21 protein-coding genes and 1 tRNA gene are annotated in these 22204 nt (G+C 40.8%); 19 read left to right on the top strand and 3 right to left on the bottom strand.

What is annotated here, in order from left to right; genetic code table 11:
* Positions 1-45: 45 nt before the first annotated feature.
* The 7 genes from CSV75_RS07280 to CSV75_RS07250 all read left to right on the top strand — a co-directional run bounded on the left by CSV75_RS07280 (position 46) and on the right by CSV75_RS07250 (position 3139).
* On the top strand, positions 46-438 hold the full coding sequence (locus CSV75_RS07280; protein ID WP_099675240.1) for a hypothetical protein: 393 nt from the start codon (positions 46-48) through the stop codon (positions 436-438).
* Positions 438-893 (top strand): stage V sporulation protein AC, encoded by a 456-nt coding sequence (gene spoVAC, locus CSV75_RS07275; RefSeq protein ID WP_099675239.1) that lies wholly within the window; start codon positions 438-440, stop codon positions 891-893. The genes CSV75_RS07280 and spoVAC overlap by 1 nt, the downstream gene beginning before the upstream one ends.
* Entirely contained in the window at positions 887-1906 is a 1020-nt protein-coding gene (locus CSV75_RS07270) for a beta-ketoacyl-[acyl-carrier-protein] synthase family protein (RefSeq protein WP_099675238.1), read from the top strand. The genes spoVAC and CSV75_RS07270 overlap by 7 nt, the downstream gene beginning before the upstream one ends.
* Entirely contained in the window at positions 1903-2265 is a 363-nt protein-coding gene (gene spoVAE, locus CSV75_RS07265; RefSeq protein WP_099632413.1) for a stage V sporulation protein AE, read from the top strand. Before CSV75_RS07270 ends, spoVAE begins: the two co-directional genes overlap by 4 nt.
* A gap of 71 nt (positions 2266-2336) precedes the next feature.
* Positions 2337-2477 carry a YjcZ family sporulation protein gene (locus CSV75_RS16630; RefSeq protein ID WP_099632412.1) on the top strand — a complete coding sequence of 47 codons (141 nt, stop codon included), beginning with the start codon at positions 2337-2339 and terminating at the stop codon, positions 2475-2477.
* 15 nt (positions 2478-2492) lie between these two features.
* The gene (locus CSV75_RS07255) at positions 2493-2747 is read left to right on the top strand and encodes a stage VI sporulation protein F (RefSeq protein ID WP_099675237.1); all 255 of its coding nucleotides are present in this window, start codon (positions 2493-2495) and stop codon (positions 2745-2747) included.
* A gap of 83 nt (positions 2748-2830) precedes the next feature.
* Entirely contained in the window at positions 2831-3139 is a 309-nt protein-coding gene (locus CSV75_RS07250) for a hypothetical protein (RefSeq protein ID WP_099675236.1), read from the top strand.
* Positions 3140-3194: 55 nt separating this feature from the next.
* Here the strand turns inward: CSV75_RS07250 and CSV75_RS07245 are convergent, their stop codons facing one another.
* The 3 genes from CSV75_RS07245 to CSV75_RS07235 all read right to left on the bottom strand — a co-directional run bounded on the left by CSV75_RS07245 (position 3195) and on the right by CSV75_RS07235 (position 4966).
* A complete protein-coding gene (locus CSV75_RS07245; RefSeq protein ID WP_099675235.1) occupies positions 3195-3671 on the bottom strand; it encodes a GNAT family N-acetyltransferase in 477 nt (158 codons plus the stop codon).
* Positions 3640-4155, bottom strand: coding sequence for a YjcG family protein (locus CSV75_RS07240; protein WP_099675234.1), 516 nt, complete (start codon positions 4153-4155; stop codon positions 3640-3642). Before CSV75_RS07240 ends, CSV75_RS07245 begins: the two co-directional genes overlap by 32 nt.
* An 88-nt stretch (positions 4156-4243) precedes the next feature.
* The gene (locus CSV75_RS07235) at positions 4244-4966 is read right to left on the bottom strand and encodes an alpha/beta hydrolase (RefSeq protein ID WP_099675233.1); all 723 of its coding nucleotides are present in this window, start codon (positions 4964-4966) and stop codon (positions 4244-4246) included.
* Positions 4967-5072: 106 nt separating this feature from the next.
* On the opposite strand from CSV75_RS07235, the gene CSV75_RS07230 reads away from it, so the two are divergent.
* The 12 genes from CSV75_RS07230 (at position 5073) to CSV75_RS07180 (ending at position 22180) form a co-directional block, all read left to right on the top strand.
* Positions 5073-5627 (top strand): phosphatidylglycerophosphatase A family protein, encoded by a 555-nt coding sequence (locus CSV75_RS07230; RefSeq protein WP_099632406.1) that lies wholly within the window; start codon positions 5073-5075, stop codon positions 5625-5627.
* Between the two features lie 329 nt (positions 5628-5956).
* A complete protein-coding gene (locus CSV75_RS07225) occupies positions 5957-6958 on the top strand; it encodes a TAXI family TRAP transporter solute-binding subunit (protein WP_099675232.1) in 1002 nt (333 codons plus the stop codon).
* A 146-nt stretch (positions 6959-7104) separates the two neighbouring features.
* On the top strand, positions 7105-7629 hold the full coding sequence (locus CSV75_RS07220) for a DUF1850 domain-containing protein (RefSeq protein WP_099675231.1): 525 nt from the start codon (positions 7105-7107) through the stop codon (positions 7627-7629).
* Positions 7619-9655 (top strand): TRAP transporter permease, encoded by a 2037-nt coding sequence (locus CSV75_RS07215; protein WP_369825345.1) that lies wholly within the window; start codon positions 7619-7621, stop codon positions 9653-9655. The genes CSV75_RS07220 and CSV75_RS07215 overlap by 11 nt, the downstream gene beginning before the upstream one ends.
* A 388-nt stretch (positions 9656-10043) precedes the next feature.
* A complete protein-coding gene (locus CSV75_RS16425) occupies positions 10044-10193 on the top strand; it encodes a hypothetical protein (protein WP_180960147.1) in 150 nt (49 codons plus the stop codon).
* Positions 10194-10379: 186 nt separating this feature from the next.
* A tRNA-Val gene (locus CSV75_RS07210) sits at positions 10380-10452 on the top strand.
* Between the two features lie 204 nt (positions 10453-10656).
* Positions 10657-11550, top strand: coding sequence for an RluA family pseudouridine synthase (locus tag CSV75_RS07205; protein ID WP_099675230.1), 894 nt, complete (start codon positions 10657-10659; stop codon positions 11548-11550).
* Positions 11551-11741: 191 nt separating this feature from the next.
* A complete protein-coding gene (locus CSV75_RS07200) occupies positions 11742-13844 on the top strand; it encodes a heavy metal translocating P-type ATPase (protein ID WP_099675229.1) in 2103 nt (700 codons plus the stop codon).
* A 99-nt stretch (positions 13845-13943) separates the two neighbouring features.
* The gene (locus tag CSV75_RS07195) at positions 13944-15332 is read left to right on the top strand and encodes an aldehyde dehydrogenase (RefSeq protein ID WP_099675228.1); all 1389 of its coding nucleotides are present in this window, start codon (positions 13944-13946) and stop codon (positions 15330-15332) included.
* Positions 15333-15644: 312 nt separating this feature from the next.
* A complete protein-coding gene (locus tag CSV75_RS07190; protein ID WP_099675227.1) occupies positions 15645-17135 on the top strand; it encodes a UDP-N-acetylmuramoyl-L-alanyl-D-glutamate--2,6-diaminopimelate ligase in 1491 nt (496 codons plus the stop codon).
* A gap of 114 nt (positions 17136-17249) precedes the next feature.
* Positions 17250-18827 carry a peptide chain release factor 3 gene (locus CSV75_RS07185; protein ID WP_099675226.1) on the top strand — a complete coding sequence of 526 codons (1578 nt, stop codon included), beginning with the start codon at positions 17250-17252 and terminating at the stop codon, positions 18825-18827.
* Between the two features lie 191 nt (positions 18828-19018).
* Complete coding sequence (locus CSV75_RS07180; RefSeq protein WP_099675225.1) at positions 19019-22180, top strand: efflux RND transporter permease subunit; 3162 nt, start codon at positions 19019-19021, stop codon at positions 22178-22180.
* Positions 22181-22204 lie beyond the last annotated feature (24 nt).

Below are 22204 nucleotides of genomic sequence, written 5' to 3'. Positions count from 1 at the left end.
ATCCGACATAAAAGATACATGCTAGATAGAAGGGAGGCGTCGCATTTGAAGAAACTAAGTATATTATTACTTATTCTTGGTCTACTCACTGGTTGTAGTGAGAAAGGAACGTATATTAAAAATACTACTCCATATGATGAGCATTCGTTAGAGAATGTTTTGATGAGTAATGAACATGTGAAACTAGCAAAGGTACTTCTATATGAAGATGAGTTGCTAGCAGGGATTCGTGTCAATACGTTTTCCCGATTTCAAAAGAAAGCTATTGCCAACAAAATTCAAAAAAAATTGGAACGTGAGTATCCTGACTTAAAAGTCACAGTGTCGGCAGACAGTAAAATCTTATTGGAAACGGAGAAGTTGATCAATAAAAAAAGTGAGAAAAATTATCGAAAGAAAATTGATAAAATCAAATCAATCGAAAAGGAGCAAACCTAATGCAACAGGAAAAGTATGCCCAAATAGAGAAAGAGTTATCACCTAAACCACCCATTATGAAAAATGTCATTAAAGCTTTCTTGATTGGTGGTTTGATATGTCTAATTGGCCAATTTATTGCACTTTTTTATATTACGTACTTTGACTTTACGGAACGCACAGCGAGTAATCCAACTGTTGCCACAATGATTTTCATCGCCATGTTGTTAACGGGTTTTGGACTATATAAAAAGATTTCCCAATTTGGCGGGGCGGGCGCAGCGATACCGATTACAGGATTCGGCAATGCCGTCGTCTCGGCTGCTATTGAACATAAATCGGAAGGATATGTACTAGGTGTTGGCGGAAATATGTTTAAACTAGCTGGTTCAGTTATTTTATTTGGTGTTTTTTCAGCCTTCGTTGTAGCACTAATCAAGACAATCTTAGTGAAATTTGGTGTGGTCTCATGGTAAAACGAGGCGTGTTAACCTTTCATTCCAAGCCGAGTATTTACGCAACAGGTGTAACGGCAGGTCCGTTGGAAAAAAAGAAAAGTGTGTTTGCGCAGCAATTCGACAAATCGTACGAAGATGAGCGTTGTGATTTGCCGACGAACGAAGACGGTCATAAGCAGTTAATGTATGATGCTGTATTGATTGCACTGAGTAAAGCGAAGAAACAGCCGGAGAAAATTGATTTCTTATTAACTGGTGACTTAGTCAATCAAATGACACCTTCTAATTTCACAGCCCACGCATTAGCTATCCCGTATATTGGTCTGTTTTCCGCTTGCGCTACTTCTGTTTCATCTATGATTACAGCGGCATTGCTCGCGGATGCGAAGCATGCAAACTGGATCGTGGCGGGTTCTTCTAGTCAACATAATGCAATTGAACGGCAGTTTCGATATCCGGTGGAGTATGGTTCACAAAAAGGAGCAACTGCACAGTGGACGGTCACGGCGGCTGGTGCTGTATTGATTGGACAACATAAACAAGGCACCCCAGTGATTGACTGTGCCACTGTAGGAAAAGTGATAGATATGGGGATGACGGATCCGTTGAATATGGGATCTGCAATGGCTCCAGCGGCCAGTGATACATTGATGAATCACTTAACAGGACATAGTAGAACGGTCGATGATTATGACACGATCATCACCGGGGATTTAGGAAGTAATGGTTTCAAAATCTTTAAAGCGTTGGCAAATGAAAATGGTTTACCGCATACGAAAAACTTTCGGGATGCCGGAGAAGAATTTTATGGTAATGATCCGTCCTTTAAAGCGGGAGCAAGTGGATCTGGTTGTTCAGCAGCGGTGTTTTTTTCCGATGTGTATCAAAAATTGCTGACCGGAGAGTATAAGCGGGTTTTATTGCTAGCGACCGGTGCTTTACTATCCCCTTTGTCATTTCAACAAGGGGATACAATTCCGTGTATTGCTCACGCTATTGAACTGACAATGGATGAGGTGACGGCACCATGATATCTATATACATTACATCATTTATAGTGGGTGGCTTGATTTGTGTCATCGGGCAATTGCTGATGGATGTCGCAAAGTTAACGCCTGCTCACACATTATGTTCACTGGTTGTAGCAGGATCGGTGCTGGATGGTTTCGGCTGGTATGAACCGTTTATTGATTTTGCTGGTGCTGGCGCTACGATTCCCATTACTTCATTCGGGAACGCATTGACACATGGCGCGATGGCGGAAGCCGAGAAACACGGCTTGGTCGGTGTAGTAACGGGAATGTTTGAAGTAACAAGTTCGGGAATTAGCGCAGCCATCATTTTTGGATTAATCGGTGCATTGCTTTTTACTTCAAAAGGGAATATTTAAACTACCAAAACGCCCTCTCCAATTCATTCTCCTCTGCATATAGTAGAGAAGAAAGAAAGGAGGGGTTTTTCATGTACGGATGTTATCCATCTCAAGGTCACGGTGGTTACGGATACGGCGGAGGATGTGGCGAACGATATGGCGGTTCTTCATTCGTCTTGATTGTAGTTCTGTTTATATTATTGATTATTGTAGGCAGAAGCTATTTCTAAGGAGGAGAACTGAATATGAACGATTCATTCTTTAAAAAAATAGAATCTAAAACGGGTGTGCCGATGGAAGAAGTCTTTGCATTAGCGAATGCCATCCAATATGCCGATTTCAAAGACGAAAAACAAGTGAGGAAAATCATTCGAAAAGTTAGTCAAGTAGCTAAAAAAGATGTGCCACAATCAGTAGAAGATGAATTAGTTAACTCCATCATAACAAGTGGTAAAGGATTGAATTTGAACGATATATCACAAATGCTAGGTGGTAAGTAAAATAAACTTACTAAAACATGTTTATACTTCTAGCTAACTGGGTAAACTACTAATGAAAATATATTTAATAGGGGGTGCACATCATGGGTTATATCCTACCAATACCAAATTACCAAGCACAACAGTATGCAGAACGTATGAATAACGAACGTCATAATTTTGCTTATATCGGACGCGTAAATCCTGTGCGTCTGGAAAATGAGGAATCAAGCTATTGGGAAGATGTTCTGGCAGATGAGGAAAGACGTCGTGAAGAGCAGAAGAAACAACGAAAAAATCGTGCACCTCAACCTTTAGTTAAAAATGGATTTATTGCGCCAAATCCAGCCCAATTCTCACCTGAAATTGCAGAAGTTGTAGGAAAGGGCCAATCGATTAACGCATATGTCTGACGCAAGGAAATACCCCTTACCACTAGAGTGGTAAGGGGTATTTTTTTCTGTGCAATCAGTCGTTTAACAAACTTTTCTCCATAGCGCGATGAGGAATATCAGCGTCCATGAATTCGGGCGATGTTACGACGTAGCCTAGCTTTTCGTAAAAAGGCACAGCATAGGATTGCGCATTCAAAATAAGTTTTTTCATAGAATTCTTTCGTGCATGTTCTTCTAATGTATTCATAATTAATTTCCCAAGATGTTTACCGCGATGTTCAGGTAAAATACAGATTCTCTCTATTTTACCGTGTGCATTTACCAGACCTCTCATGCGTCCAGCACCGATTGGTTGATCTACTTCATCGTAGACAACGAAGTGGATAGCTTCTTGATCGTGTTCGTCCAACTCAAGAATCAGCGGGACGCCCTGTTCTTCCACAAAAACTTTCTTGCGGACGGAATACGCATCCTGCCGACCTTTTTCATCTGAGACGATTTTTACTGTAATCTGCAAATCAAGACTCACGATCAAGACGGAACGTTTCATAGACTGTCCACGATCCATCTTCTAGTTGATAAAGTAAATGAATACGATCGATGACTTCCGTGTGGTCTACACCTACCATCTTCATTTGGTTAATCACATCATCGTGTTCACCAGAAGTCAGGTTTTGCGCAATTGTAATATGCGGAACAAAAGCATAATTGTTTTCATCGTGATAGAAGTTTACATTTAAATCCTTATGCAACGCGAGAATTTCGTCGTTCGGTACAACTTTAAAGTAAATCGTGTTCGTCGTTGGTGCGAACGAGCTAACTTTTGTAACTTTCAACTCAAAAGGGCTGTTTTTGATGGTGATTTCTTTTAACGCATTTGCTACTTCTTCAATTTCCTTGTCATTCGCTTCGAATGGATCTTTCAGCGTCATATGAGGTGTGATCAGCGAATAATGCGGATCATATCTCATCCGATAGCCGTTTGCTAAATCTTGAAGTTTTTTTGAAGGGAATGCAACAATACCGTATTTCATTTAAGTTTGCCTCCTTGTGAATTGACTGAATTTTAGGTACATCTATTTTAGTATATCAGAAAATACTCCAACATGTCTCTTTCTATTACTAAAGGCTATTTATTTCAATCAGCGCACGGCGAATATCAGGTTGCCATGATTTCCATGTATGATCTCCATCCAGCTCTTCATAATAGTGAGGAAATCTTTTTTCTTTAATGATTTTATGCAGCTCGCGGTTAGGTGCTAGAAAATCCAATCTGCCGTCAGCAGTTGTGGGTACATCAGTTTCTTTATCACCGATCACATGGTAAATAGAAAGGTTTGCAGGGGTTTGATTGGCTTTAACTGCTTCGAGTACGTGTTCATTAACGAATGGTGAATGCAATACTACATTTCCAAAGCAGTTTGGATATTTTAAAGCGGTCAATAAGGAAATCGATGCTGCCAGTGAATCGCCCATTAACATTCTTGAAGAGCCCATTTGGTATGTTGGGTAGGTTTCATCAATATACTGAATTAACTCGTGCGCTAAAAAGCGGATATATGCTTTGTGTCGATCACCTTCTGGATGATACATACGTCTGCGTTCTTGCACCGTTTTGTATGGGATTCCTACGATGATGACCGGTTCAATGATTTCTTCTTCCATTAATTCATCGGCAATTCGACCAATCCGTCCGAGTTGAAAATAATCTTTGCCATCAGAGACGAGCATGACATTATGTTTGTATAAAGGGGAGTAGCGTGATGGCAAATATATCAATAGTTCCATTTCTTCTTGTAATTCATTACTGTAAAAACGAATTTCTTCAATTTTTCCTGGATTCATTTTGTAGGACCTCCATAATTAATGTACACTTACTAAATATCATACCGATAAATAACAGTGTAAAGCTAGTGAAAACTATTGCGTATGAAGAGAGAGGGGAAATAATATGGATGAAGGTAAAAACATTGTTCATTCGGACGTTGTGACTGCGGCAACAAAAGACGCGTTGATCCGTCGTGGGGTTAAGATTGAAGATATTGCAAAAATTGTGTATGAACTGCAAGTGCCTTATAACAAAGGTTTGTCACTCGAACAGTGTATCGACTCAGTAGAAAGCGTTCTTCGTAAACGTGAATTGCAACATGCAATATTGGTAGGAGTTGAATTGGATGAAATTGCTGAAAGAGGTCAATTATCGGGACCGCTTCAGCAAATCGTTGAATCAGACGAGGGGCTATTTGGAGTGGATGAAACGATTGCATTGGGTGCGGTATACACGTATGGATCAATCGCCGTTACTACATTCGGTCACTTAGATAAGAATAAAGTCGGCATCATCAACGAATTGGATACAAAAAAAGGAATTGGTATCCATACGTTCTTAGATGATTTAGTGGCAAGTGTGGCGGCTTGTGCGGCATCTAGAATTGCGCATAGAACGCGCGATTTGAAAGAAGCAGGCCTTACGTTTGAAGATGTACAAAATGGCAAGAGCTCATAATTAAAACGAACTGCTCTAGATCATCATTTCTAGCAGCAGTTTTTTGTTGTAGATGAAATTAGTAGGTGCGTCTAGGATTACGGTTCTGTTATGAGTATGTGGTAAGCGGTGAGAGTGGAGAGTCCATTAGAACCACTACATCTACCACGGCAGTCGCCTTCGCTGGAATAGGTGTTGGGCAACACCTGATAAAGGCTATATATTTACGGGGGTCAATAGCATAAAAGGAACAGGAAATAATATATAAATTATTATATTGACAAGTTAAAGCGCTTTCATGGTAGAATGGTAGTGTCTATGACTACAAAATGTAAAGGGGAGATGGTCACATGAAGAAAAATTCACTTCGCCTACTGGCGTTAGTTTCCATGCTTGCGCTTCTTGTGCTCGCAGCTTGCGGTAACGACGAAAAAGCCGACGGGAACAAAGATGCAGACGGAAACAAAGATGAAGGTAAGACAGAGCAAGACTACAAGTTCTTGAGCTTACTTACTGGGGGAACACAAGGAACTTATTATCCATTAGGTGGGTCTTTTGCTGAATTCATTACTGAAGAGACAGGAATCAAGACAACTGCTGAAGTATCTCAAGCGTCTGCTGCTAACATGACAGCACTTAAAGATGGAGATGCAAATATTGCATTCGTACAAACGGACATCGCATACTACGCTTCTAAAGGTGAAATGATGTTTGACGGAGATGTAATCGACGACGTATCTGCTATTGGTTCACTTTACCCAGAAACGGTTCAATTGGTTACATTGAAGAAAAGCAATATCAAAACATTTGAAGACTTAAAAGGCAAAAGTATATCAATAGGAGCGCCAGGTTCAGGAACAGCTGCTAACGCTGAGCAATTGCTTGAAATCCATGGTTTAGCTTTAAGCGATATCAAAGCACAAAACTTGGACTTCGGTGAGTCACAAGAAAGTCTGCAAGCGGGACAAATTGACGCTGCATTCATTACAGCTGGAACTCCGACTGGTGCTGTTGAAGGTCTAAACGCTACTTCAGAAGTTTTCATTATTCCAGTAGAAGAAGACAAAGCAGATGAATTAATCGAGAAATACCCATACTATACGAAAGAAATAATCCCTGCTGGAACGTATGGTTCCAAAGAAGAGACACCTGCAGTATCAGTAGGTGCAATGCTTGTTATGCAGAACGATATTTCTGAAGAACTTGGTTACCAGATCACAAAGGCGATTTATGAAAATGCTTCGAAAATCCAACATGCTAAAGGTGCTTTGATTAAAGCAGAAAACGGTTTGAATGGAATTGGTATTCCTGTACACCCAGGTGCACAGAAATACTTTGACGAAGTGAACTAATAAACGGAGTAAGTTATCTGAAAGAATCATGAGGGACGGTCAAGCGAGAGCTTTGTCCGTCCCATTCTTACTTTTTTAAATATAATTAGCGGAATACATAAACTATTTAGCCGTTTGTATGTAATGAAACAGAAAGGATTAAGCGGATGAAATCACGAAAAATTCTGTTTCTGCTGACGTTTCTTATCGGAATTGTAATGCTGATCATCTGGTTTTATCCGTATAGACAAATGATCATACTTGAAGAGGTTCGGAGCGAACAACCAAAAGCGTATTATCTTCCATTACACGAGAATAGAAATTTTCAAATTCAATATATTCATTCAATCCATTTGTCCAATGTGAAAGAGCAGTATCGCATTACCGACAATGGAAAGCTCCGTTTCGAATTTATGCAGTATGAAGATGTAGCCATCGGTTTGCCGGGTTATGCAGAGGAAGGCGAAACACTGCAAGTAGAAGATGGTGTTTATACGCTTACATTCGAAAACCGCGTAATAGACTCGTTTGTTCTCTACGTAGGTAGGGTGAATACAGATCTGTCTTTGCGATATGAGCAACAAGATTATCATCTAAAAGAATTTCTTCAAAAGGGGCATTCTTATGAATTTCATGTGGCGAAGGTTTCAAATTATAAGATGTTAAAAGGAGTCAGATTAAATGAAAAATAATAAAGATCGGGAAAAAGATATTCCCGCTATCTCTGATGAAGAAATGGGTACACTTTCTGAACAAGAACAACTCGAAATTCTTCAAAAGTACGACCCTGAATCCAATACGAGAGATCTGAAAGGTCTTATCGGGAAGATTGTATTTTTCGGTTTGTTGGCATTTTCCATATTCCAGTTGTATACAGCGATTGGTAAACCATTTACAGCTCAAATCCAGCGATCGATTCACTTAGGATTTGCTTTATCACTTATTTTCTTGTTGTTCCCTGCTAGGAAAAAGATCGGTGTGCGTCGTGACAAAGTTCCATTTTATGATATTATTTTATCTTTATTGGCGATAGCAGTTGGTTTATACTGGCCATTATTTATTAACGAATTAGTATATCGTGTGGGGCGTGTATCCGATGTCGATTTAATTATCGGTATTTTAGCGGTTCTCCTCACACTAGAGGCAGCGAGACGTGCGGTAGGAATGCCGATCACAATCATCTCAGTGGTGTTTCTCACTTATGCGTTCTTTGGACCTTATTTCCCCGGGTTCCTTGCACATAGAGGTCAAAGTGTAGAAAATCTCGTTCAACTCATGTTCTTTACAACGGACGGAATTCTCGGTACGCCCATTAGTGTATCCGCCACTTTCATCTTCGTGTTCCTATTATTTGGAGCGTTCTTAGTAAAGACTGGTGTTGGTAACTACTTTAATGACTTGGCGGTAGTATTGGCAGGACGTTTGACTGGCGGACCGGCAAAAGTCGCTATTTTCTCAAGTGCTTTGCAAGGTACAATTTCCGGTAGTTCCGTAGCGAATGTTGTTGGATCGGGCTCATACACGATCCCTATGATGAAGAAACTAGGTTATCGAAAAGAATTCGCAGGCGGAGTAGAGGCAGCTGCGTCTACAGGTGGGCAGATTATGCCACCCATCATGGGGGCCGCTGCATTCCTGATGGTTGAATTTATCGGCGGCGTTACGTATTGGGAAATTGCCAAAGCAGCAGCTATCCCTGCGTTGCTGTACTTCACCGGAATTTGGATCATGACCCATTTCGAAGCAAAGCGTGTTGGTTTGCAAGGGATGGATGCCTCGCAAATTCCTAATCGTAAAGAAACGCTGAAGAAGATTTATTTATTACTACCGATTATAGGTATTATTGTCTTCCTATTAATAGGTATTCCCACGATGAAAGCGGCTTTACTCGGTATCGTATTAACCATTGCAGTGAGTGCAATTAGTAAAGAAACGAGAATTGGCTTTAAAGATATGATTGAGGCATTAGTAGATGGTGCCCGTACAGCATTGGCTGTAGCAGCTGCAACAGCTTGTGCGGGTATTATTGTCGGTGTTGTCGTCAAGACGGGTCTTGGGCTTAGCTTGGCAACCGGCTTGATCTCGGCAGCTGGCGGTAACATCTTGCTCACATTAATTTTCACGATGTTCGCGGCAATTATTTTGGGCATGGGCTCTCCAACGACGGCAAACTATGTTATTACATCTACAATCGCAGCACCTGCCATCATTACGTTATTGATGCTAGGTGAGCCTACAGGTGCAGCTGTGCCGATTGTAGTGGCGGTATCTGCACACTTATTCGTATTTTACTTTGGTATCATTGCGGATATCACGCCGCCTGTTGCACTCGCTGCCTTTGCAGCTTCCGGTATTTCAGGTGGGGATCCGATCAAGACTGGTGTCACTTCCGCGAAACTAGCGATTGCTGCATTCATCATTCCGTACATGTTCGTCTTTAATCCGGCGATGCTAATGCTCGACTCGAGTATACTAGAGATTGTTTGGGTGACGGTGACCGCCATTATTGGTATGGTCGCAATCGGGGCGGGGATCATTGGTTTCTGGTATAGTAAACTGAACTGGATTCTGCGAATTATCACGATATGTACAGGCATGTTGTTGATCTACCCAGAAACTATCACAGATATTATCGGTTTAGTATTATTCATCGTCTTGCTGGTGTCTCAGTGGATGGGTAATAAGAAAAATAATTCGCCAACATTGGCTTCAAATTAAATAATTTCTAATAGGACTTGCCAGCTCGAAATGGAGCTTGCAAGTCTTTTATTTTACTAATAAAAGATAAGAATTTTCAGAAACTTATTCGCGTTCTTATATCTCTACAAATCTAGTCGGGTGAAAAGAACTAGACTAAATAGAATTTTTACTAGAGGACGGGTCTACTATATATAAGGATTCCCGTCGAAACTCGAATTTTAAAACACATGATAAAATAAAAGTCAAGAAGCCGAAGGACCAAAAATCAGTCAAATTATTTTGGACTAATTACGCAGTTTTACCAACACGAGTTATGTATATACTACATATAAGCGAATCAGTCATAACGAATAAACTATATAGATCGGTACAGAAACCAATCAAATCAAAAAGGAGAGAAAATACTATGAGTACACAAGAGACATGGTGGGAAAACGTTTTTGAAGGGCACTTGGCACATGGTTTCAACAAAGAACGTATGAGTGAGCTGGATCATGAAGAGTTTTTATATTTTGAGAATGAATCAACAGAAGAACAATTAAACCCTATGCAGTAAGGGAAGGGAGAAGCGTCTCTAAATAGTCTAATAAACGTCCATAAAAGTCGGTAATTTTTCTAATGGTATAGAAAAATTATCGATTTTTTAATTTCTTTGTTTACAACAAGGAAAGATAATGCTATTATAGTATTTGTGCTTGAGAGCCTAACTAACTCACTTCAACATGCACATCCTAGTATGATCGATTCCGTAGCTCAGCTGGGAGAGCGCCACCTTGACAGGGTGGAGGTCGCTGGTTCGAGCCCAGTCGGAGTCATAGGTGCCAAACCTAAGTTATTTACCGTAGGAACACGGTTTATAACAATAAACAGTCCTATTAGACCGAATGTCTAGGGGCTGTTTTTTTATGTCTAGATTTTTTCACATGTACTGTCAAATGATATTCAAGCGCACCATCCGTCATGCGGTGTATAGTTATAATACGAGCACCTATTTAAATAAGCAGGAGGGCTAACATACAATGAAAAGAAAACAGATTACATCTAATGTACAAGAATATACAGTGGAAGAACAGATAGAGCTCTTGCCGTATTTATTGAAGGTTATGTCAAAAAGCAGTAGAAATTCGGTGAAATCCATTCTTACACGTGGCCAAGTTATGGTGGATGGTCAGATGACAACAAAGCATAATCAGCCGTTAGCGCCTGGACAAAAGGTGGAAATACAAAGCAATAAAACGGCGATAAATGTCTCAAAATTAGTCGGTGTATCTATTCTCCATGAAGATGACGATATTATCGTGATCAATAAAGATGCAGGCATTCTTTCTGTAGCTTCTGAAAAAGAAAAAGATCAGACTGCCTATAGAGAAATCACCAAGTATGTGAAGAGGAGTCATCCTGAAAACCGAATTTTTGTTGTGCACCGTCTGGATAGAGATACATCGGGTGTGATGATGTTTGCTAAAAACGAAGAAACCCAGCAAGCGTTGCAAAGTACATGGAATGAATCGGTAAAGGAACGTTTGTATACTGCGCTTGTCGATGGGAAAGTACGTGCACAATCAGGAACTATTTCGTCTTGGTTAACGGAAAATAGTGCATTCAGAGTATATTCAAGCCCAACTGACAATGGAGGACAACATGCCATTACACATTATAGAAGAGTACAAGCGAATAAAAGTTGCTCATTGTTGGAAGTTCTTCTGGAAACCGGCCGAAAAAATCAAATCCGTGTGCATATGGAAGAATTGGGTCATCCAGTGATGGGTGACAAAAAGTATGGTGCTACAGGCAACCCTTTGCGTAGAGTGGGACTTCATGCCACAGCTTTGTCTTTTCTACATCCGCGTACAGGGGAATTAGTTCGATTTGAAGCGGAAGTACCGCAAATCTTCATTACGCGCTCAAAATAGAAAATGGTTCATTTTGCAGTTCCTTAGGATATCCAAGGAACTGCTTTTTTATGTGATTTCATTCAAATGTATAGTTGAATGGCTAAATTGACAAAATATCTTGAATTGCATATACTAAAATTAATCAATCAAATGGACGATTGAATGATGAAAAAGGGTAAAATGAACGAATTTTTGAGAGGACTGGTCACATGGCTTCTGAGAAAAATGTCTATCGCCTGCAAAATTTATCGTGCACAAGTTGTGCTGCGAAATTCGAGAAAAATGTCCGGCAGATTGAGTCTGTGGAAGATGTGCAGTTGAACTTTGGTGCATCCAAATTAACAGTTGCGGGAGAGGCTTCTATTTTACAATTAGAAGAGGCAGGGGCATTTGACGGTATTAAAGTGTTTCCTGAAAAACAGCGGATCAGTAAACAACATACGCCTTTTTGGAAAAAACGTGAAAATCAAACGACTAGTGCTTCGTTCGTTTTGCTACTAGCAGGGTATGCAGTATCTACCGCAAATGGTGATCATAACTGGCTGTCGATTGCTCTGTTTCTCTCTGCGATTATAATCGGTGGATTCAGTTTGATGAAGGAAGGATTAACGAATCTTTTTAAACTTGAATTTGATATGTCTACATTGATGACAATCGCAGTCATTGGGGCTGCACTCATTGGTGACTGGGCAGAAGGCGCGGTCGTAGTGTTCCTCTTCTCTGTCAGTGAAGCATTAGAAAGTTATTCAATTGATAAAGCGAGAAATTCCATTACATCACTAATAGAAATCGCCCCTACAACAGCCATTGTACTTCGCGGAAATAATGAATTTGAAGTAGATGTAGAGGATTTACGAATTAATGATGTGATTTTGATTAAACCGGGACAAAAGATTGCGATGGATGGTGAAGTGATCCAAGGTGACTCATCCGTTAACCAAGCCGCCATTACAGGTGAGTCTGTGCCCGTACACAAAGTACTTGGAGATGAAGTGTTTGCAGGTACCTTAAATGAAGAAGGTGCAATGCAAGTCCGTGTGACGAAACTCGCTGAAGATACTACGATTGCCAAAATCATTCACTTAGTCGAAGAAGCTCAGGCGGAAAAAGCACCGACACAACAATTTGTCGATCGCTTTGCGAGATACTATACACCAGCTATTTTAGTTATTTCTTTACTGATCATGATCATACCGCCACTTTTAATCGGTGGAGTATGGGGTGAATGGTTCTATAAAGGTCTTGTCGTATTAGTAGTTGGCTGCCCTTGCGCATTAGTCATCTCCACGCCTATTGCGATCGTTACAGCGATTGGGAACGCCGCACGCAATGGTGTATTGATCAAAGGTGGCATTCATTTAGAAGAAACGGGACAAATCAACGTGGTAGCTTTTGATAAAACAGGTACTCTGACTGAAGGACGTCCGGAAGTAACAGATGTCGTGTCGGTTTCTTCATTAACAGAAGATCAAATAGTGCAACAAGCAGCTTCTATCGAGAAGTTTTCCCAACATCCATTAGCCACATCGATTTTGCGGGCGGCGGAGAAATTACCGCTTGGATTACTGTCGGTACATCAATTTCAATCCATTACAGGCAAAGGCGCAAAAGCTATGATTGGAGAGCGTTTAGTGCATGTAGGCAGTCCGAATTTATTCCGGGAAATGAACACAGTGGAAGAATCCATTGAACAGCAGATTCTAGCGTTTCAGAAACAAGGTAAAACAGTTATGCTCGTCTGGTCTGAAACCGGTTTAGAAGGAATAATAGCAGTAGCTGATCAAGTGCGTAAAAGTAGTGTGAAGGTTATCCGGAAGCTTCATGAGATGGGTAAGAAGACGGTGATGCTAACGGGTGATAATCAATCGACCGCTCTGTCAATTGGAGCGCAACTTGGGTTATCGGAAGTCAAAGCAGAATTATTACCTGATCAAAAAGTCGAGATGATTAAATCATTAGGTCAATATGGTAAAGTAGCAATGGTGGGTGACGGAGTGAACGACGCGCCAGCATTAGCTACAGCAAATGTCGGTATTGCAATGGGAGGTGCGGGAACAGATACTGCACTTGAAACGGCAGATATTGCATTGATGGCAGATGACTTGGAGAAACTTCCCTATACGATCAAATTAAGCTCGCGCACGAAACAAATCATTGTACAAAATATCTCGATCGCACTTGGTTTAAAAGTGCTTGCACTACTTCTCATTATTCCAGGTTGGCTGACATTATGGATGGCGGTTATGGCAGATATGGGTGCGACGGTCATTGTCGTATTAAATTCATTGCGACTTATGAAAAATAAAATATAAAATACGTAGAAACTTCAGTCGAATCAATCGTCTGAAGTTTTTTCTATTGAATAAAATGGTAGACTGATAACAACAACAATCATGAGGAGTGTGGATAATTTGGCAATGACCAGTCTGGAACTTGAAATGATTATGAACAAACAGAAGCAATATTATGTCTCAGGAGTAACGCGTAGTATTTCATTTCGAAAAATGATGTTGGAAAAGCTGTATAAAGCGATTCAAAAGCACGAGAAAGAAATCTCGGATGCATTGCATAAAGATCTACACAAACCTCCGCTCGAAGCCTATGTAGCAGAGATAGGCTTTGTGTTATCCAGTATTACACATATGATGGATCACTTGGAAGAATGGGCAGCACCTGAAAAAGTAAAGACACCACTCCATTTACAACCGGCAACGAGCTTTATCGTGAAGGAACCATATGGCACTGTATTGATTATTGGACCCTTTAACTATCCGTTCCAACTGTTGATTGATCCGTTAATAGGCTCGATCGCAACAGGGAATTGTACAGTGTTGAAACCTTCGGAAGATGCATTGCATACAGCTGCTGTCGTGGACAAAATCATTTCAAGTATATTTCCGTCGGAGTATGTAACCGTTGTGCATGGTCACAAAGAAGAAACACAACTGTTACTTGGCGCACCATTTGATTATGTATTCTTTACCGGAAGTGCAAAAGTAGGGAAAATCGTCATGAAAGCTTGTGCGGAGAGATTGACTCCATTGACACTAGAATTGGGCGGAAAAAGTCCAGCCGTTGTCGATCATACTGCAGATATCAAAAAAGCGGCAGAGAAGATCGTTTGGGGTAAGTATATGAATGCAGGTCAAACATGTGTAGCACCAGACTATGTCCTTGCTGACGTTTCGATTTACGATGAATTATTAAATGAAATGAAGAGCGCTATCCAACGTTATTACGGGAAAGATGCACAGAAGAGTGCTGACTACGGTCGCATAATTGCGGACCGTCATTTCGATCGATTAGCAAAAATATTAGAACAAGATCAAGCATATATCGTAGAAGGCGGCAAGACAGATGCTGCGGATAAATACATCGAGCCGACGATTTTAGCGCTTTCGGACTGGAATAGCGCAAGTATGCAAGAGGAGTTGTTTGGGCCGATCTTGCCTGTTCTTCCGTATGATAATTTAGGTGTGGCCATTCAGCAAATTAGCATGTTACCTAAGCCGCTTGCTGCATACCTTTTTACTGAAAACGATGAGGCAGCCAATCATTTCATCGAAGTATTGCCTTTTGGCGGTGGTTGCATCAATGACACCATTTCACATGTGGCCAACATTCATTTACCGTTTGGCGGAGTAGGGCCTTCTGGAATGAATCAATACCATGGAAAAGCAAGTTTTGAAACATTCTCCCATTCGAAATCCATGATGAAAAAGAGTACCGCAGTATCGGTGCCTATAGCATTTCCTCCATATAGAGGGAAATTGTCAGTAGTAAAGCGTTTCATTCGCTAACTGTAAGGAAATCCAAACTATTGAGATGCGCTTTGCTGTCTTTTGGCCAGCAAAGTGCCTTTGTGATCACCGATGATCTTTTTACAAATCAACATCATTTAAGTAACGGACAATAGGAGTATATATTTCGGCATGATATAGAAACTTCATGCTATATTCCATGCTGGATGTGATAAGAAAAGATGCGTATAATAGGAATGATAGATACATTCTATAACACTTCATTTTCCAGAAAAAAAGCCTTTTTGAATTACTATTCGCCTTTTTGTTATACTTACACGAGTTATTCACCAACGTATTGGAGGAAACCAAATGAACACGAAAGATTTACTATCTGTACTACCTGTAAAAACAATTAAAGGAACATTACCTGAAAATATAACAGACGTAGCGGTCGACTCAAGAGCTGTTCAAGATGGAGGGGTATTTGTTTGTCTGAAAGGTTATACAGTGAATGGTCATCAATTCGTCAAGAGTGCATTGTTGAGTGGCGCACGTGTTATTATCGCATCAGAGCCTATCATAATAGATGAAGACCGTACAGCGGTCGTCTATGTCGAAAACACATCAAAAGCGATTGAGTTATTGGCCTCTAAGTACTATCAGTATCCTTCGAAACGCATGAAAATGATCGGTGTTACGGGAACCAATGGAAAAACGAGTGTCGGCAACATCATTCATGACATGCTGCGACAGACTGAAGAAAAGACAGCTGTTTCTGGTACGATTGGTTTTAAATTAAATGACATCCTTTATGAAACGGAAAATACAACGACTGATGTTTTGACTACTCAGCAGATGATTGCACAAGCAGCAAATGAAGGTTGCGAATCGATGATCATGGAAGTGTCTTCACACGGATTAGTTGAAGGACGATTGGCAGGAACGGAATTTGATATCGCGATCTTCACTAACTTAACGCATGATCATTTGGATTATCACAAAACGATGGAGAATTACAGTGCAGCGAAAGGTTTACTGTTTGCACAATTGGGTCAGCAACTTGATCAACAAAAGTATGCAATCATCAATGCTGATGATCCATGGAGCAGTAAGATGATCGAAATGACATCATTCCCAATTTACACATATGGTATTCATGTGAAGTCTTCATTCCAAGCAACAGCGATTGAAATGCAGTCGAACTTTACGAAATTCCAATTGCATGCGCCAGATGGAACGTTCCCCGTTACGATGCCGTTGATTGGAGAGTTTAACGTCTATAATTCGTTGGCCGCAATTGCAGCGTTATATGCGAAAGGAATGGCGACAGAAGATATTTTACCGCTACTGGCGAATGTATCGACAGTGAAAGGCCGTCTTGAAAAAGTGGAAACATCTTTACCACTGACCATTTTCATCGATTATGCACATTCGCCGGATGCGATTGAAAAAGCGATTGCTACAGTGCAACCCTTAAAAAAGGAAGGCAACCGTCTATTATTCTTAATAGGAACGGGAGGCAATCGTGATCGTCTTAAGCGCCCAATCATGGGAGAAAAAGCGGCAGCGGCAGATTATGTTGTCTTTACGACAGATGATCCACGAGACGAGCCATATGAGTCGATTTTATCGGAACTTAGTGCCACTATGCCGCATAACCAGTACGCATGTATAGGGGATAGAGAAGAAGCAGTGCGTCATACTATTGTGCAAGCGAATGCGGGAGACATCATTATATTTGCTGGAAAAGGTCATGAAGATTTTCAAATTATCGGCAATACGAAATATGCGCATTCGGATGCAACTATTGCACTTGATGAAGCAACCAAAAAGTTCGGCGACACACCCATCAATAAGTGAAGTACAGTTTGGAATTGAGAGTTTATAGTTTTTTAGTCAATTCAATGAAAACCATTGAAATGCATCCCTATTCTCTCTATGATAGAAAACGTAAGCAAAAGGAGAGTACAATGGATGCAAAAAAATAGAAATGATGAAATCACATCGCGGCGAACGTTTGCGATTATTTCTCACCCCGATGCCGGTAAAACGACAATTACTGAAAAGTTACTATATTTTGGCGGAGCGATTCGTGATGCTGGTACAGTTAAAGGAAAGAAATCAGGAAAATTCGCTACGTCTGACTGGATGGAAATTGAAAAACAACGTGGAATATCTGTCACTTCTTCCGTTTTACAATTTGACTATGCGGGCAAACGTGTCAATATTTTGGATACACCCGGACACGAAGACTTCAGTGAAGATACGTATAGAACATTAATGGCAGTGGATGCTGCCGTCATGATGGTTGATTCAGCAAAAGGAATCGAGCCACAGACGATTAAATTATTTAAAGTATGTAAAATGCGCGGAATTCCTATCTTCACATTCATTAATAAAATGGATCGCCAAGGTAAAGAGCCTTTGGAGCTAATGGAAGAACTAGAAGAAGTGTTGGAAATCCAATCTTACGCAATGAATTGGCCAATTGGTATGGGGAAAGAGTTCCTAGGCATTTACGATCGCTTCAATGAACGTATAGAGCTAGCGCGTCCGAATGCAGACGAGGAACGGTTCCTTCCAATCGACGAAGACGGCGAGCTTGCAGTAGAACACTCCATGAAAGAGACTTCTTACTATAAGCAAGCACTAGAAGATGTCATGCTATTGAATGAAGCTGGGAACGACTTTGATGAAGAACGTATCGCTAAAGGCGATTTGACACCTGTATTCTTCGGTAGTGCGTTGACTAATTTTGGTGTTCAGACATTTTTAGAAACATTTTTACAATTCGCACCTGAGCCTCAACCTAGGTTAACGAAAGATGCTGAATTCGTAGATCCTGAGTCTGAAGTTTTTTCAGGATTTATCTTCAAAATTCAGGCTAACATGAATCCTGCACATCGGGATCGGATTGCATTTGTTCGAATCGTTTCTGGTGAATTTGAGCGTGGCATGACGGTAACGGTTCCGCGTCTTTCTAAAAACTTCAAGTTAACGCAAACGACTCAATTCCTTGCAGATGACCGCGAAACTGTCAATCAGGCAGTAGCAGGCGATATTATTGGGTTATATGACACAGGTAACTACCAAATTGGTGACACGGTCATCAGTGGTAAAGCGAACTTTCAATTTGAGGCGCTTCCACAATTTACTCCCGAGCTTTTTGTTAGAGTAAATGCTAAAAACGTCATGAAATCCAAACAGTTCCACAAAGGAATCTTACAGCTTGTGCAGGAAGGAGCTATTCAGTATTACAAAACATTGCATACGGAAGAAGTCATTCTCGGTGCAGTGGGGCAGCTTCAATTCGAAGTTTTCGAACATCGTATGAGAGCGGAATACCATGTGGAAGTCCAGATGGAGACAATGGGATCCAAAGTAGCACGCTGGATTGAAAACGAAGAAGATGTAAAAGAGACCATGGCAGGACAACGTGCATTACTCGTAAAAGATCGATATGATCACAAAGTTTTCTTGTTTGAAAACAATTTTGCGATGCGTTGGTTCCAAGATAAATACCCGGATATCAAACTGTATAACCAATTATAAATTGTAAAATATACGGCCCGGACGGATTCATTGTAATCCGTCCGGGTTATTTGTTAAAATTGTGAATAATTTTTGTGTGTATTCGTTATGATTCGAGCAAATATCGGTGAAAGTACGCTATTCAGGTGGTATGGTGGAAAGATGAAAAGGTTTCTCCAGCTGGAGCGCTGATAAAAGAGAGGAATAGATCAATGAAGATTAGTAGTTTTTCGGTCAAACGACCCGTTTTTACGTTAGTCACTATGTTTCTTGTCATTATTTTAGGTGCAGTATCCTTCTTTAAAATTCCCGTTACATTAATTCCTGATCTAAATCCGCCGGTAGCGGTAGTGGTGACGAATTATCCGGGTGCTTCACCAACGGAAGTAAGTGAGAAAATCACTAAACCGTTGGAAGAAAGTTTATCGACAGCTCCTGGCTTAAAGTCGATGCAGTCTTCTTCTCAAGAAGGAGCCAACTTAGTATTCTTACAATTTGACTGGGATTCATCGATCGATGATGTTCAAATGGATATCCTCCAACGGATTGATCAAGTAGAAATGCCTGACGGTGCAAATAAACCGCGTTTTATGAAGTTTGATCCCTCTCAATTCCCAATCATCCAATTATCTTTACGCTCCGTCGATCAAGATACGAATATACGGAAGATTGCAGAAGAGCTAGAGAAAGAATTACGTCGTATTGACGGTGTAGCCAGTGTCAACGTGTCAGGTAAAATCATTGAGGACGTTCAGGTTATTTTAGATCCTGATAAACTAAAAGGATTTGGTTTAACGCAATCCGATGTCGTGCAAGCAATACAAGCTAGTAATGTATCTATGCCAGGAGATCCGATTGACACGAGTGATGGTAGAAAGTTAACTACAAGAATCTTAAGTACTGTACAAAATATCTCGGATGTACGAGGTATCCAAATAGGCGCTAATCCTCAGACAGGTGACAAAATCAAAGTCTCTGACGTGGCGGATGTTGCTTTGTTGGAGCCGGAAGTACAGACAGAAACACGAGCCAATGATGAGGAAGCTGTATTATTGTCTGTACTTCAAGAATCAGGAGCAAATACTGCAACTGTATCTAAAGAGTTTAAAAAATCATTGGATAAGTTATTGGAGAAAGACGCATACAAAGATATTGAATCTGATGTGATGTTCGACCAAGGGGACTATGTACAGATCGCAATTGGCAATATCGGTCAGTCATTAATTCTTGGTGGTTTGTTCGCTATGCTCGTATTATTTGTTTTCTTACGTGGAATTAAGAGTCCCATCATCATTGGAGTAGCGATTCCATATTCGGTTATTGTAACATTTGTTCTCATGTATTTCGCAGACTTCTCGTTAAACATCATGACACTCGGTGCACTTGCTCTGGGGATTGGTATGTTAGTCGATAATGCCATTGTCGTAATAGAGAATATTGAGCGTCATTTAGCAATGGGGAAAACACCAACAGAAGCAGCGAAAGATGGTTCTAAGGAAGTGGGCGGGGCGATAACCGCGTCTACGTTAACTACTCTAGCTGTTTTTGTACCGATTATTTTCATTACGGGAATCATTGGTCAAATCTTCACGGAGTTCGCATTAACGATTTCATTTAGTTTATTTGCGTCGTTAGTTGTTGCACTGACTGTCGTGCCTATGCTTGCGAGCCGTTTGTTGAAAACACCTGATGAAGAAACACTCGAGAAAAAGAATCGTGTGAAGAAAAATCAGAGATTCGAAAAGTCCGTCGAGTGGGCTTTAGGCCATCGTCTACTCGTGTTACTACTCACAACCGCTTTACTAGTAGGAAGCGTATTCGGAATTCTAAAAGTAGGAACGGAATTCCTGCCTGCTACGGACGAAGGATCTTTCAGCGTCAATGTAAAGTTACCAAATGGTGCTTCACTCGATGCGACAAACGATGTAGTAAAACGAATTGAAGAAGAAATGAAGAAACAAGACGACGTGGAAGTGTATGTCAGTTTAGTCGGCGGAACTCAGCAAAGTATGGCCCAAGGTGGATCAGAAAGCAATATGGCAGAAGTGTATGTAAAACTGATCCCACTAGAAGACCGTGACCGCTCTGTCTTTGAATTTGTAGACAAAGTACAACCAGTCGTAGAAGATGAAGTCGGCGATGACGCAGAAATCAGTTTCAACATGCAGACTGCTGCTGGCTCGAGTCCAAATACCTTATCATTCTCCTTACATGATACGAATGAGGAACGGTTAGGAAAAGCGGTATCAAAGCTTGATGAGAAATTGAGTGAAATGGATACTGTAACTGACGTCAAAAATGATTTGGTAGATACGGTAGAGGAAATAAAAATTGAAGTGGATCGTGACAAAGCTTCAGATGTCGGATTGGCTCCATATCAAATAGCGCAAACGGTTAGTGACGTTACGCGAGGTGTCTTTGCTTCACAAATCGTCTTTGAGAAAACAGGCGAAGTAGTTGGAGTGAACGTGAGCTATGATGAACGTTTCCGCAATAGTGTAAATAAGTTAAAGGAATTGGAATTAAAAACACCGCTGGATACGTTTGTTAAATTGAAGGACATAGCGGATGTGGAAATCGCAGAAGGTCCTGCAACGATTGTACGTGTAGATCAAGCACATTCAGTCGCATTTACTGTGAAATATCTATCCAGTGAATCATTGGGAGATATGACGAAAAAGGTGAATGATATTGTAGATGACCTCGATCTACCAAGTGAAGTAGAACTTTCATACGGGGGAGATCGCGAGTTATTTGAAAATGCGATTAACGATATGTTATTGGCGATTATACTGGCAGTGATATTGGTATATATCGTAATGGCTGCACAGTTCGAATCGTTTAAATATCCATTCGTTATCATGTTCTCTGTACCTCTTATGTTAATCGGTGTAGCCTTAGCGTTATTCTTCACGAATACACCAGTTAGTGTAACAGCAGTCATAGGTCTTCTCATATTGGTTGGGATTGTGGTCAACAACGGAATTGTGTTAGTTGATTACATCAATCAGCGTAAAGAAGCAGGACTTAGTTCGTATGATGCCATCATGTCGTCTGTACGTGACCGTGTGCGTCCAATCCTCATGACAGCCCTCACAACTATATTGGGCTTACTACCGTTAGCGCTAGGCCTCGGTGAAGGTTCTGAGTTGAACCAACCGATGGGGATTGCAGTAATTGGCGGATTGATCAGTTCCACGTTCTTGACATTGTATATTGTTCCCATCATTTACAGTTTGTTGGACCGGGAGACGCGTCGAGGTAGGAATACGCCGAAGAGAGAACACGCTGTAACGGAAGATCAGCCTGTTAAGATAACGGAAACTGTAACCGTGACAGTAACGGAAACTGTAACGGTTAGAGAATCCAAATAATGCATACTGCCGGCAAATGGAACT

It is taken from the genome of Sporosarcina sp. P18a (genome assembly GCF_002743135.1).
Lineage (GTDB): Bacteria > Bacillota > Bacilli > Bacillales_A > Planococcaceae > Sporosarcina.
The sequence above is the reverse complement of the archived record's forward strand: the minus strand, read 5'-3'. Positions and strand labels throughout refer to the sequence as shown.

Bases quoted from the DNA above. Each gene is read 5' to 3' on its own strand.
- CSV75_RS07200 (WP_099675229.1), top strand. From the start codon at position 11,742: ATGGCTTCTGAGAAAAATGTCTATCGCCTGCAAAATTTATCGTGCACA.
- CSV75_RS07225 (WP_099675232.1), top strand. From the start codon at position 5,957: ATGAAGAAAAATTCACTTCGCCTACTGGCGTTAGTTTCCATGCTTGCG.
- CSV75_RS07215 (WP_369825345.1), top strand. From the start codon at position 7,619: ATGAAAAATAATAAAGATCGGGAAAAAGATATTCCCGCTATCTCTGAT.
- CSV75_RS07255 (WP_099675237.1), top strand. From the start codon at position 2,493: ATGAACGATTCATTCTTTAAAAAAATAGAATCTAAAACGGGTGTGCCG.
- CSV75_RS16425 (WP_180960147.1), top strand. From the start codon at position 10,044: ATGAGTACACAAGAGACATGGTGGGAAAACGTTTTTGAAGGGCACTTG.
- CSV75_RS07185 (WP_099675226.1), top strand. From the start codon at position 17,250: ATGCAAAAAAATAGAAATGATGAAATCACATCGCGGCGAACGTTTGCG.
- CSV75_RS07230 (WP_099632406.1), top strand. From the start codon at position 5,073: ATGGATGAAGGTAAAAACATTGTTCATTCGGACGTTGTGACTGCGGCA.
- CSV75_RS07205 (WP_099675230.1), top strand. From the start codon at position 10,657: ATGAAAAGAAAACAGATTACATCTAATGTACAAGAATATACAGTGGAA.
- CSV75_RS07240 (WP_099675234.1), bottom strand. From the start codon at position 4,155: ATGAAATACGGTATTGTTGCATTCCCTTCAAAAAAACTTCAAGATTTA.
- CSV75_RS07270 (WP_099675238.1), top strand. From the start codon at position 887: ATGGTAAAACGAGGCGTGTTAACCTTTCATTCCAAGCCGAGTATTTAC.
- CSV75_RS07235 (WP_099675233.1), bottom strand. From the start codon at position 4,966: ATGAATCCAGGAAAAATTGAAGAAATTCGTTTTTACAGTAATGAATTA.
- CSV75_RS07180 (WP_099675225.1), top strand. From the start codon at position 19,019: ATGAAGATTAGTAGTTTTTCGGTCAAACGACCCGTTTTTACGTTAGTC.
- CSV75_RS07190 (WP_099675227.1), top strand. From the start codon at position 15,645: ATGAACACGAAAGATTTACTATCTGTACTACCTGTAAAAACAATTAAA.
- CSV75_RS07250 (WP_099675236.1), top strand. From the start codon at position 2,831: ATGGGTTATATCCTACCAATACCAAATTACCAAGCACAACAGTATGCA.
- CSV75_RS07245 (WP_099675235.1), bottom strand. From the start codon at position 3,671: ATGAAACGTTCCGTCTTGATCGTGAGTCTTGATTTGCAGATTACAGTA.
- CSV75_RS16630 (WP_099632412.1), top strand. From the start codon at position 2,337: ATGTACGGATGTTATCCATCTCAAGGTCACGGTGGTTACGGATACGGC.
- spoVAE (WP_099632413.1), top strand. From the start codon at position 1,903: ATGATATCTATATACATTACATCATTTATAGTGGGTGGCTTGATTTGT.
- CSV75_RS07220 (WP_099675231.1), top strand. From the start codon at position 7,105: ATGAAATCACGAAAAATTCTGTTTCTGCTGACGTTTCTTATCGGAATT.
- spoVAC (WP_099675239.1), top strand. From the start codon at position 438: ATGCAACAGGAAAAGTATGCCCAAATAGAGAAAGAGTTATCACCTAAA.